The organism is Longimonas sp., from assembly GCF_046498435.1.
In the GTDB taxonomy this organism is placed as follows: domain Bacteria; phylum Bacteroidota; class Rhodothermia; order Rhodothermales; family Salinibacteraceae; genus Longimonas.
The window spans coordinates 1-11,777 of sequence record NZ_JAWOAR010000290.1; the positions used below are offsets into that span (position 1 = coordinate 1).

The 11,777-nt window shown below is 60.5% G+C and carries 9 protein-coding genes and 1 riboswitch; of the genes, 6 read left to right on the forward strand and 3 right to left on the reverse strand.

Annotation, left to right across the window (positions count from 1 at the left end):
• Positions 1-179, forward strand: a 179-nt coding sequence (locus R6U20_RS11250; RefSeq protein WP_410337962.1) for an ATP-binding domain-containing protein, incomplete at its 5' end; no start/stop codon positions are given.
• A gap of 63 nt (positions 180-242) precedes the next feature.
• Here the strand turns inward: R6U20_RS11250 and R6U20_RS11255 are convergent.
• From R6U20_RS11255 to R6U20_RS11265, 3 genes are all read right to left on the reverse strand, one after another.
• Complete coding sequence (locus R6U20_RS11255; RefSeq protein WP_410337954.1) at positions 243-1,019, reverse strand: lysophospholipid acyltransferase family protein; 777 nt, start codon at positions 1,017-1,019, stop codon at positions 243-245.
• A 117-nt stretch (positions 1,020-1,136) separates the two neighbouring features.
• Entirely contained in the window at positions 1,137-1,928 is a 792-nt protein-coding gene (locus R6U20_RS11260) for an SDR family oxidoreductase (protein ID WP_410337955.1), read from the reverse strand.
• 79 nt (positions 1,929-2,007) lie between these two features.
• A complete protein-coding gene (locus R6U20_RS11265; RefSeq protein ID WP_410337956.1) occupies positions 2,008-3,450 on the reverse strand; it encodes a lysophospholipid acyltransferase family protein in 1,443 nt (480 codons plus the stop codon).
• Between the two features lie 296 nt (positions 3,451-3,746).
• Between R6U20_RS11265 and R6U20_RS11270 the strand changes: the two genes are divergently transcribed.
• From R6U20_RS11270 to R6U20_RS11290, 5 genes are all read left to right on the forward strand, one after another.
• Entirely contained in the window at positions 3,747-4,595 is an 849-nt protein-coding gene (locus R6U20_RS11270; RefSeq protein WP_410337957.1) for a phenylalanine 4-monooxygenase, read from the forward strand.
• Between the two features lie 524 nt (positions 4,596-5,119).
• Positions 5,120-5,710, forward strand: coding sequence for an AP2 domain-containing protein (locus tag R6U20_RS11275; RefSeq protein ID WP_410337958.1), 591 nt, complete (start codon positions 5,120-5,122; stop codon positions 5,708-5,710).
• Between the two features lie 993 nt (positions 5,711-6,703).
• A riboswitch (cobalamin riboswitch) is annotated at positions 6,704-6,810 on the forward strand.
• Positions 6,811-7,000: 190 nt separating this feature from the next.
• Positions 7,001-7,462 (forward strand): acyl-CoA thioesterase, encoded by a 462-nt coding sequence (locus tag R6U20_RS11280; RefSeq protein WP_410337959.1) that lies wholly within the window; start codon positions 7,001-7,003, stop codon positions 7,460-7,462.
• An 85-nt stretch (positions 7,463-7,547) separates the two neighbouring features.
• Positions 7,548-9,863 (forward strand): 5-methyltetrahydropteroyltriglutamate--homocysteine S-methyltransferase, encoded by a 2,316-nt coding sequence (gene metE / locus R6U20_RS11285; RefSeq protein ID WP_410337960.1) that lies wholly within the window; start codon positions 7,548-7,550, stop codon positions 9,861-9,863.
• Between the two features lie 505 nt (positions 9,864-10,368).
• The gene (locus R6U20_RS11290; RefSeq protein ID WP_410337961.1) at positions 10,369-10,722 is read left to right on the forward strand and encodes a DUF4286 family protein; all 354 of its coding nucleotides are present in this window, start codon (positions 10,369-10,371) and stop codon (positions 10,720-10,722) included.
• Positions 10,723-11,777 lie beyond the last annotated feature (1,055 nt).

Sequence of the window (11,777 nt, forward strand, 5' to 3'; positions counted from 1 at the left end):
AGCAGTTCGCCAAGGTCGATTACGCCTACGCCTCCACCGTACACAAAGCGCAAGGCTCTACCTTCGACACCGTTTTTGTGGACTACCGCGACTTGCAGGTCTGTCGGGGGCCCGAGCAGCATGCCCTGCTCTATGTGGCCGTAACGCGGCCCTCGCGCCGCCTCGCTATGCTCGTGTAGCCGCGCAGCTTCACCTCAAAGACGGATTGTATAGGGGGGATACAGAGCGTCGGAGCTGCGCCATTACGTCGTCTCAGGCGTTGAAGTCTCTGCATCCACCTGAACCGGATCGACACCACGCCACGTGGCAATCTGCTCCACAATCTGACGCCGTACGTGTGCGCGGAAGGCATCGACATCGGTAAGCCCCTCGGCGACCGGATCGACCGGCGGGAGCACCTTTACGCGCATGGTCTGCGGACTGGTGCGAAAGACGAGGCTGTGCTTGGGAAGCGCGTCCTGTGTGCCATCCACAGCGATGGGCACCACCGGTACGCCTTCGTTGATTGCGAGCCGAAAGGCGCCGCTGGCAAACGAGTGTACGCGCCCGTCGCGCGAGCGGGTGCCTTCAGGGCATAGCATTACGCTGCACCGGTGCCGGAGGTAGTGGCGGGCTTTGTCGATTACAGCACTGCGGCTTTCGGAGTCGCGCCGGTCCACGCAGATATCGCCCGACATGCGCAGCAGCCAGCCTGCTACGGGCAGATCGAATAGCGCTTTCTTCGCGACCCACTTCATCTCCCACGGCAGCCGCGATACCACCGGCGGGTCGGCCTGCGACAGGTGGTTGCTCACCACCACGTACGGATGGCGCGGTGTGGGCAGTTCGCCTTGCGTTTCAACGTTCCAGAACGGATTCAAATAGGTCATCATCCGCCCCAGAATACGAAGGGAATAGCCACTGCGGTGGAGGGCCGGATCGCGGTCGGTAAGACGTACCACTGCCATCACCGGCAGCCACGCGCACAGGAGCAGCGCCGTGGAGGTCCACACCCAGGCTGAAAGAAGATAGTCGCGCATGGTGAATCACCAAGCCAAATACAGAGCACACGCACAAGGCGGAGCCGGTGGCGTGTGCAGCGAACGATGCCTTGTGTACGGCATGCGTCCGGCCTTCGTTCGGGAACAGAGTAGATGCTACAGGTTGGATGCCCCCGACCCGCCGTCAATCGGAATGGCGGCGCCGTTGATGTAGCCCGACAGCGGCGACGACAAAAACGCCACCGTGTGCCCCAGCTCCATCGGATCGCCAATGCGCTGCAGCGGATTGCCCGCCCCCCAGTCCGCGAGGCCCTCCTCGTAGCTGTCGTAGTCGCCACGCTCCATGGCCTGCGCAATGAGTTCGCGGATGCGGGCGGTTTCGTGTGCGCCCGGCAGCACCGCGTTGGTGCGCACCTCGGGGGCCAGCTCTTTCGAGAGCGTCTTTTCGAGTCCGATAACCGACATCCGCACCGAGTTGGAGAGCACCAGCGCATCGAGGGCCTCCTTCACACTGCGCGATGTGATCGTGACGATGGTGCCACCGCCGTCAGCTTTCAGATGCGGGGCGCAGTGCCGCACCAGCCGCACCACACTCATCACGAGCAGGTCGTAGGCGTCGTACCAGTCGGCGTCATCCGTATCCAAAAACGCCCCGCTCGGCGGGCCCCCGGCACTGGTTACGAGATGATCCAGCCGTCCGAAGGTGTCGAGTGTTGCATCCACCAGTCCTTCGAGGGCCTCCGCGTCGGTCAAGTCCGCCGGATGCGCCATCACCTCGCCGAGTGCTTCCGCCTCAATTTCTTCGCGAGCCGCCTCCAGTTTGGCCGTGTCGCGTCCGTTGATGACCACGTTCACGCCCTCGCGCGCCAGCGCCATTGCCGACGCCTTGCCGAGTCCGCTACTGGAGGCGGTGAGGAGAGCGGTGTTACCTGCAATGCCAAGATCCATAAGCCGTTGGGGGAATGCGTGTGGTATGGTTTCCTGGTGTTAACCGTTGTTGGTAATAGGGTTGCATGCGCACCGACTGCTATGAGGCCGACGAAGAGGCTTCGGCGAAGCGTTCATGGAGGGCCCGAAATCGCTGGGCAATGGCTACACGCTCCTCGCGCAGAAAGGTGACCAGGTCCTCATGCTTCCAGAACGCCGTACGCACCAGAATACGATCGCGATAGAGCACGAGGGTGCGGCGGTAGCTGAGAACGGCAAAGCCCGTTGGGGGGAGCAGTGCCACGTAAGCAACTCGCTGGAGCCAGTGCAGGTCGGTGTAGCGCCACAGTCCAATGCCAATGAGCATGTACGTGGCACCAAACAGTGCGATGCCCAGCACGAAGTACGCAAACCCACGCACAGCCTCGTTGTCGAAGCGCCGGGCCGTGAGTTTAGTGCTCAGGTACGGCACGGCATTGTGCACAAAGCCAAACGCGACTACGGGAGCCATCAACACAGCATACAGCGTCATACGCAGGCGCAGCAAGCGTTCGTGCGGCTCCGCGAATGAGTGCGAGAGCACGTAGCGCAGTCGGGTTTGGCTTGCGTGATCCTTGTAGCGTTCCACGCGCGTTCGAAGATCGCGCAGGGCATCGGGGGCATGAGACACAGCCCAGCGTAGCACATCGTAGATGCGTGCGCGATGCAGCATGCGCTGTTCAAAGGCAGCACTGTCTGTGGGCGTGGTACGCCAGTACCACTGCATGAGCCAACGCAGTGCGCGTTGCCCGTATGAAAGAGACTCCGACGAGGCGGGCGTCTGCTTCTTGCGGGTGTCCGCAGTCTGCAATATCTCCGACAGATCTTCGGCCAGTTGCCCTGCCTGGCGGTCTTCAATGTGAACGGCCTGCGTGCGTAGCGCGGCCTGAATATCAGCTGTAAGCTGCTGCACAGCGGCCCGAGGATCGGTGCGGTACAACGCGCCATAATCAGCCACGCAGATAGGCGCGCCAAAGTGGAGGAGTACCGCTGCCGTGAGCAACTCGCGGCTTTCGAAGTTGATACCTACGGGGATAATGGAAAGCCCGAGCGCATAGTCGTTGCGCGCCTCAGCCTCCAGCGCCATACGCGCTGCGCCGGTACGCAAGGGGGCCACTTGGGCTGTAGGCGAGTTCTGTCCTTCTGGAAATATACCCACGCATCCCCCCGACTCAAACAGCTCGTACACTCGGTTGAATACTGTTCGATTGCGCGCACTGGCATGGCGGGTTTCCGCCGAGCGATAGATCGGGATGGCCCCCATCTGCCGAAAGAACCATGCTACCAGGGGGATGCGAAACAGACCGCTTCGGGCCAAATAGTGGATCGGGCGCGGAAGCGCTGTACTCATAAGTACAGAATCGAGAATCGAGCTGGGGTGGTTGGCCGCCAGCAGCACGGGGCCTGTATCGGGCACATGAGCACGCCCGGTAGACCGTACTTCTACAAAGTACAGGCGGTTGATGACCCGCAGAAGCCGAACCAGGATGGTATACAAGGTCATGCAAGTGCATCGCAAGCCGTAGAGCAGCGAACCGGAATGCAGTGTACGGAATGCAGTGTACGGAATGCAGCCGAAATCTGTCCGATAGAGCAGCAGCAAAGAACCATCTGCGTTATCTGGGCATACCATGAAACGACTATGCCAAAGCCTAATCTGTACAAAAAACACGTGCATGTACCGGACCATGGCATAGGCACGAGGGCCCCGTTACGCCGCGCCCAGGTTGGAAGCGGTTCCAGCGTGTGGTCTTCGCCCCGTTCGTATCGTCCACCCCACTTGAAGGAGCAAGGATTATTATGGATTCGAATACCGCCTCTGCAGAACCGGTATCTGACACGGCCCCCGACGAACAGTCGGCGTACGAGAAAGCTCCTGCGGACGGCCAGGAGGTTGATCCGCGGTGCATCCCGCAGAACTTGGAAGAGTCCCCCCCTGTGGGCGATGAGATCGACTACCCCGACTACGACGACGACCGTCACGAAATTTGGGGGACGCTTGTCGAGCGCCAGCTGGAGCAGTTGCCGTCGCGCGCGTGCGGCGCCTACATGCGCGGCCTCGATGTGCTCGATATTACGCCCAATCGCATCCCCAAGCTGAGCGCGCTCAGCCGCAAGCTGAACGAACAAACGGGCTGGGAGGTCGCCCGTATTCCGGGGCTGTTGCATGAGAAGGATTTCTTTACGCTATTGGCCAACCGCCAATTCCCTTCGACCGACTACGTGCGCGACTGGGACGAGCTCGACTATACGCCGGCCCCCGACTGCTTCCACGACATGTTCGGCCACATGCCGATGCTTACGCAGCCGGACTTTGCTGATTTCTATCAGCTCTTCGGTAAGGCTGCCCTCAACGCTGAGGGGGCCGACCGACCGCGCCTGGAGCGCTTCCACTGGTTTACCGTCGAGTTTGGGCTGCTTCACGAAGAGGACGAGACGCGTCTCTTCGGAGCAGGCATTGTGTCCTCGAACGAAGAGGTAACCCACGCGCTCTCGGATGAAGTGACCACGCATCCCTTTGACCCGGCGCACATTACGGAGAAAGACTACGAAGTGTACAACCTGCAAGATGAGCTCTTCGTGATGGACTCGTTCGAGCAACTGGTCGATGGCTTCCGCGACTGGACGAAGAGCCGAGGACTGCTGTAAACCGCAGATCCATTTCGCCGCGACCCGCAGACGGGTCGTCTAACACAGGCTCCCGGTGGGCTTCGCTATCAAGCGGGCAGGTCGGGAGCTTTTTGCGTGGAAAGGAAAGCCGGAGAGCCTGTTTGGGTTTTGGGTTGCAGCCCATCGGAGCCGCCCGGAGCCCAAAGTAAAAAATCAAAACAGGCCCATAAAGAAACTGCCTGGAGAAGCCCATTTCCCCGTCAAGCAGGGCAGCCTGCACAACGTCACATCCCCCACAACACGTGCCCTACAACAGAGTCATCGGGCTGATACGCGGGAAGATGCATTCATCGCATATCCACTTCATTCTGTTGCTTTTTCGCACGCAAAAAGAGAAAGGTTGCGATGCCGACTTTACTTTGGTCCTAAAAATCGTCACGTTATTGCAACAGATATGCAGTTGGCACGGCATGCGCTTGCGCACAGGCGACGGTGCACAGGCGACATGTGTCCGCTCGTACAGCCGTAATATAGATTCTCACCTTCTCATAGCGGATTCGACGATGAGCGACAAACCTAAAAATATATTTCGGATCGACATCGAACCCACTGCTGATAATCCGGATCGTCATCCCACCCACGGTTGGCAGGTACGTATCAAGCGGCAGAAGAAGCAGCACACGAAGTATTTTTCGGACAAGCGCTACGGGGGGAAAGACGAGGCGCTCGAAGAAGCCATTGCGTATCGCGATGAGCTCATTGAGGAGCTGCCCGATCCGATGGACCCGGTGCGACGATCTGCTGAAGCTCGTTCCAAAACCGGAGTCATTGGGCTGAACTTCTGCTGGAAAGACGACGGCAGCGGCACCTCAAAGCCGTACGTTCAGCTAAGCTGGCTGGAGGGCGACGGCACGCGCCGAAGTGCTGCCTACTCGGTGCGTAAGTGGAACCTGCGCCGGGCGGTGTGGAAGGCCTGCGTGCGTTTGCACAAAGCACGCGCCGAGCATCAAACCGGTGAGGTCGAAGAGGTCAATGACATGTTTCAGACCGCCTACCCAAACATCCGAGAGCAGTACAATGCCGGACCGGATGGCGAGGGGCTTCCCGAGTCGGACCAGGCGGCGCCCGAAAGCGCCGAAGCAGCTACAGCATAAGGCATTTCGGTAGCGGTTCAATGGTAAGTGATTGTCATGTGGGCTACATCATCGTAGTCCGCTTTGGCCCCGTCTTGTCTACCGAGCTTCGCCGAAGGCGTGATCTTGTGGACAGCTCCCCTTGGAAAAGGGTACGTGTTTAGCGACGTGCTGCCCAGGACGCTGGCCGTGCTCATCGCACTCGGTGCAGACCGCATTCGGTTTCCGCATGGGGCTCTGCTTTGCTGAACCTCCCTGCAAGCCAAGGTTCCCCGCAAGGTAAGTCTCCTTCTTCTCGACAGCCGTCGGGAGAGAGGAAGCAACGGTGAGGGGGCCTCCCTTCCAAGAACACAGCCCATCTGCCTCGACGGTTGAACGGGCGTAACGTTCGACGTAAGCACTCCCCCAGGCCGTTTATCGCTGACGCGTTTGTGGGTGAGTTTGTGGCGGGCGATAATCCCCGCATTCTAACCTTCTCCCCGGTATGTGTTTAGCGGGCCTCAATGATCGCCCGGGATATCCGCACCCCAGGAGTACTCGGTCGCGGTGCTCCCAGCGCTCCGCTCCTGATCCTGGGCTAAGGGAATTCCATAGCCGGGGACCGCTTGCGTCCCCGGTGCCCTATGAGCCGAATGCTATCGGAACTGCACGCGTCCCGGGCTACAAGTCGCTAAACAGGTACCTCCCCGGGGGAGAAGGAAGTTTGGAGTGAAAGGGAGTGCTCTTCTTCTGCTTACTTCTCTTCTTCTGCTTACTTGAAGTCTATTGCCAAATGCAGATACCACGGCGGAGCCATGCGACGAGGAGGCAGGCTGCATCCGGGGGCGGCTCTGTGCATCAAAAAAGATGCGGTTGATGGGTGGCGGACCGTCCCAGATCGTCGTTTCGGACGCTGAAGCCTCGTTACCGGATCGTGTCCGGTTTCGCTTGACACTGGAGGCGTTGGGGCGTTATCATTTGTACCGCATACACGTCGAGGCTGTGTTGTCGTGGCACGGCGGTTGCGTGAGGCGGAGTTTGTTGCCTGTCTCACGCGACGTCTCGGGGGAAGTCCGGTGGAACTCCGGCGCTGTCGCGCAACGGTGAAAGTCCGAATGCCCGCTTGACGCACGCTCAACGATGCCCGATGCATTGTGTCGGTCGTCGCACCCACGCGTCCTGGGATGCATGATCCGCACGCATGTTGCGGCAACGGATACGCTGTATCAACGTTGAACACCGCGTATACCAACTGCCGCTGCGTTTCGCGTATCTGATGCCTTGTGCGCCTGTTGGGTGTTCAAGGTTTTTCTACTTGCGGATACGCTGCTTATGTCCGATGCCCCAGCTTCCTCTCCGTCTCTCCCAACCGCCGCGGAAACCCGTATGGTGCGGGCCGTCTTTCCGGGCGACACCAATCACTACCACACGCTCTTCGGCGGCTCGGCGATGGCCTGGATGGATCAGGCCGCGTTCATCTGTGCCACGCGCTGGTGCCGCGCCAAAGTGGTGACCGTCCACACTGGCGAGATCGACTTCCAGCAGCCCGTGCCCGAAGGCACCATTGTGGAGCTGGTAGCGCGCGTGGTGCAGACCGGCACGTCGTCGATGTGTGTGCGCACGGAGATGTTCATCGAGCCAATGGATCAGTACGAACGCATTCTGGCGTGTACTGGCTCATTCACACTGGTTGCGCTCGGGGCCGACGACACGCCTACGCAGGTGCCTGCCCTGCGCGCATCTGATTCTGCGGATGGGCACGCTGTTGCAGACGAGCCGCCCGTTACCTCGTGACTGGTACGCGCTTCGAAGATGTGAGGGATGGTGCCTGAAGCATCATCTTTCGCTTTCCCTCTATTTCCTTATTTTCTTACGTGTTATGATTACTTCCTCGACCCTTGGATTTCCACGCATTGGTGCGCAGCGCGAACTTAAGAAAGCCGTAGAAGCGTACTGGGCGGGCGACCGCTCGCAGGCGGATCTCCACGACACAGCGCGCTCGCTTCGCCTGCGCCACTGGCAGCAACAGCAGGAGGCGGGGATCAATCACATCCCGTCGAATGATTTCTCGTTCTACGATCAGGTGCTTGACACCATCGCAATGGTCGGGGCGGTGCCGCCGCGCTTTGACTGGGACGGTGACCACGTTGACCTGGATACTTACTTCGCGATGGCGCGTGGCGTGCAGGAGAAGGAGGTGGATGCAAGCGATTCCGGCTCGGCAGGCGCCCCGGCCATGGAGATGACGAAGTGGTACGACACGAACTATCATTACATTGTGCCGGAGTTTGACGCGGAGCAGACGTTTTCGCTGTCCTCGACGAAGGCGATAGATGCGTACACTGAGGCCCGTGACGCGGGCATCGAGACGCGCCCTGTGCTGCTGGGTCCGGTCTCGTTTCTGCTGCTGGGCAAAATGCAGGCGCCGCATGCCGAGGTGCTCGAGCTGCTGGATGCCTTGCTGCCGGTGTACGCCGACGTGCTTCAGGGCGTGGCGGATGCGGGGGCATCTGCCGTTCAGATGGACGAGCCGCATCTCGTTATGGATCTCTCGGAGGCGGAGCGCCGGGCGTTTCGCCGGGCGTATGATGCCCTCTCCAATGCCGCAGATGTAGACCTGGCACTGACCACCTATTTCGGACGGCTGGGCGCGAACATGCAGACGGTGTTCGACCTGCCGGTGGATTCGGTGCATCTGGATCTGGTGCGGGCCCCGGGGCAGCTCCCCGAGGCGCTGGATCAGATTCCGGAGTCGATGCAGCTCTCGCTCGGGTTGGTCGACGGACGCAACGTGTGGCGCGCTGATCTGGATGCGCTGCACGACACGGTGCAGCAGGCCGTGGACGCACTTGGCACCGACCGCGTGCAGGTCGGGCCTTCGTGCTCGCTTTTGCATGTGCCGGTCGATCTGGACACCGAATCGAACCTTGACGACGAGGTGCGTCCGTGGCTGGCGTTTGCTGTGCAGAAGCTGGACGAGATTGCGGCGCTGGCCGACCAGGGCAACGGCGCGCCCGCTGATGCACAGGCGGCGTTTGCGGCCAGCCGTGAGGCTCGTGAGCAACGGTCGAACTCAGAACGCATCCACAATCCGGAGGTCCAAGACCGGGTCGCCTCGATCACGTCCAACATGAAGCGCCGCGATCATCCGCACGAGAAGCGGCGCGTGCTGCAACAGGAGCATCTGGATCTGCCGCTGCTGCCCACTACCACGATTGGCTCCTTTCCGCAGACGAGCGAAGTCCGAAAGAAGCGCGCCGCCCACAAACGCGGTGACCTGTTGAGCGCCGACTACGAGGCGTTCCTGGAGGATACGATCGCCGAGACGCTGGCGGTGCAGGAAGAGATTGGGCTCGATCTGTTGGTGCATGGGGAGCCGGAGCGCAGCGACATGGTGGAGTACTTTGGCCAGCAGATGACGGGCATCTTGTTTACCGAACACGGCTGGGTGCAGAGCTACGGCACGCGTTGTGTGCGTCCGCCCGTAATCTACGGCGATGTGGCGCGTCCCGAGCCCATGACGGTGCGGTGGCTGGCATATGCGCAGTCGTGCACCGATCAGCCGGTGAAAGGCATGCTCACGGGCCCAGTTACAATCCTGCAGTGGTCGTTTGTGCGCGACGACCAGCCGCGAGCGTCCACCTGTCGGCAGATCGCGCTGGCCATCCGCGATGAGGTAGCCGACCTCGAAGCTGCCGGGATCCAGGCCGTCCAGATCGACGAGCCCGCCTTTCGGGAGGGGCTGCCGCTGCGCGAGGCCGACGCGGGCGCGTATCTCGACTGGGCAGTGGAGTGCTTTCGGCTGGCCTCCGCTGGTGCCGACGATGCCACGCAGATCCATACCCACATGTGCTACTCGGCGTTCAACGACATCATCGACTCGATTGCGGCGATGGATGCCGACGTGATTTCGATTGAGGCCTCGCGCTCGAAGATGGAGCTGCTGGAGGCGTTCGATCGATTTGACTATCCGAACGAGATTGGACCCGGCGTCTACGACATCCACTCGCCGCGCGTGCCATCTGTCGAGGAGATCGAGACGCTTATCGAGAAGGCGCTCGACGTGCTGGAGGCAGAGCAGCTCTGGGTCAACCCCGACTGTGGACTCAAGACGCGGCGCTGGGTCGAGGTGAAACCGGCGCTTGCCAACATGGTGCAGGCTGCTCGCAATATGCGTGTGGCGGTTGCGGCATAGCGGAGATGCCTTGGCTCACAGTACCCGACAAAGAAAGGCCGCGGTCAATCCAAAGCGATGGAGGAAACGGGCCTGTAGCCGGAGATGAGAAGCACCGCTCGGCGCGGACGTCTCCGGCGGGGATGGCGAGGGGGCACGGAGATCCAGGATTCAGTATAGGCAATGTATTGCCCAACTTTGGCTATCAGATGGGATTCGGGGGCAAGGCAGACTGGATCCTGAATCAAGTTCAGGATGACCGGTAAAGGTAGTGGTTCAATATTACGTGGTGAAAGCGTATCGGTGCGGAATGTATTGCCAAACCTGTGGGAGAAACCATCTCCCTGGCGTTCAGCGGGAACTGTTCGGGACGGCACGGCACATGTACCTATCTCGGTTCGATCTAACTATTGACGCGTGATACAGCAGTAGGCCTTGGCCACCGCATTCGCAATATTGCGCCTCCAACATTGCTACAGATCGTTCGTTGGGGAGAGCGTGTCTTTGTTCACCAACCCCTACGTCTATGCTGATTTACGAAGTAAACCTTACGGTTGATGCGGAGATTTCGACCGAGTACAGCGCCTGGCTGCGTGAGCATGTACGCGAACTGCTGAAGCTCGACGGCTTCGAGGGGGCGGCCTGGTACACGCGCACCGAAACGGGCGACGCCATCCCCGACGACGAAGCGCCCGACGGTCCCCGCCACTGGACGCTCCAGTACTACGTGCGCGATGAGGCGGCGCTGCAATCCTACCTCGACGAGCATGCCGATCGCTTGCGCCAGGACGGTGTGGACCACTTCGAGGGCCGCTTTAGCGCTGACCGCCGCATCTTGCAGCGCGCCCGCACCTTCAGCGCGCCAACGGCGACGTCGTGATGGGGCATCCCGACCGAAACCGGTAGCGAGCGGACGTCTCGGGCGGTGTCTGGGCTAAGTTAGCGGGGCAGAGGGGCCCGACGGGTCATGCTTGTAGTGCCCCTGAACATCCTGCGTCGCACGGCGGAGGGGGCCGAAGGTCATGCTTTTTGTGCCATGCGACGAGAAGGCCGCGAACAACAGTTCGGCATTGTGAGGTGCTCCCTCGTCTGTAGTCATGCTGAACGCAGTGAAGCATCTCAGGATGACCTGTTGGGAAGCAATGCCGCCACGCCTGCAAAGGGGCGTCTGCAAAGGGGCGCCTGGTATGGAGAGGCTCGTGCCAACCGTGCAGGACAGACCATAGGCATCCGATTCGAGGGTTCCCTTAGCCCGAGGCATTAGGGAGGGGCCGGAGATGCGGGCATCGTGCCACCTGTGCGAGGTAAGCGTTGAGATCCTTCCGCCGGGGGCGTCAGGATGACCTGCGGACGCGGCAGCATCCCGCCTCTCCTGGCGATGCACCAGTTGTGTATACACCGTAGCTCAGAGGAGGGGGATTTAGAGAGAGGGATTCCACACCCACACAACACCCGAAAAATTATCCCTGACACAGCACTACTGCTCTGTCACAGGTCAATGGTTGGGTTGCAACGTGCCCCGTTCGTATGCTGTCATCTTGAGCGAAGCGGCTCCGCCAAGGAGACGCGGAGTCCTGACACGAGCGAAGCGACTGATGAACGCAGTGAATAAAGATCTCCCCCAAGGTGGGCAGGATCCCCTGTCCCGCCGGATCTTCTGAACGCCAAGGAGATGGTTCTCCCGACAGCGGTCGGGGCTCCGTCGCCTTCCGCTCACCATGACAGGCTTCGTGGGGGCTGATTGCAGGACAACCATCAAAATGAGGGTTGACACAGCACTACAACATCCCCCAACCCCTCCACACTTCCAACCTTCCAACCTTCTAACCTTCCAACCTTCTAACCTTCCAACCTTCCATCCCTCCAACAACACACGCGGAGTTGGCATGAGTTACCCGTAAATCCGCGAACCGATGTCGTGTGCTGCAATAGAAA

Coding starts and splice junctions, on each gene's coding strand:
- R6U20_RS11255 (WP_410337954.1), bottom strand. CDS start 1,019: ATGCGCGACTATCTTCTTTCAGCCTGGGTGTGGACCTCCACGGCGCTG.
- R6U20_RS11260 (WP_410337955.1), bottom strand. CDS start 1,928: ATGGATCTTGGCATTGCAGGTAACACCGCTCTCCTCACCGCCTCCAGT.
- R6U20_RS11265 (WP_410337956.1), bottom strand. CDS start 3,450: ATGACCTTGTATACCATCCTGGTTCGGCTTCTGCGGGTCATCAACCGC.
- R6U20_RS11270 (WP_410337957.1), top strand. CDS start 3,747: ATGGATTCGAATACCGCCTCTGCAGAACCGGTATCTGACACGGCCCCC.
- R6U20_RS11275 (WP_410337958.1), top strand. CDS start 5,120: ATGAGCGACAAACCTAAAAATATATTTCGGATCGACATCGAACCCACT.
- R6U20_RS11280 (WP_410337959.1), top strand. CDS start 7,001: ATGTCCGATGCCCCAGCTTCCTCTCCGTCTCTCCCAACCGCCGCGGAA.
- metE (WP_410337960.1), top strand. CDS start 7,548: ATGATTACTTCCTCGACCCTTGGATTTCCACGCATTGGTGCGCAGCGC.
- R6U20_RS11290 (WP_410337961.1), top strand. CDS start 10,369: ATGCTGATTTACGAAGTAAACCTTACGGTTGATGCGGAGATTTCGACC.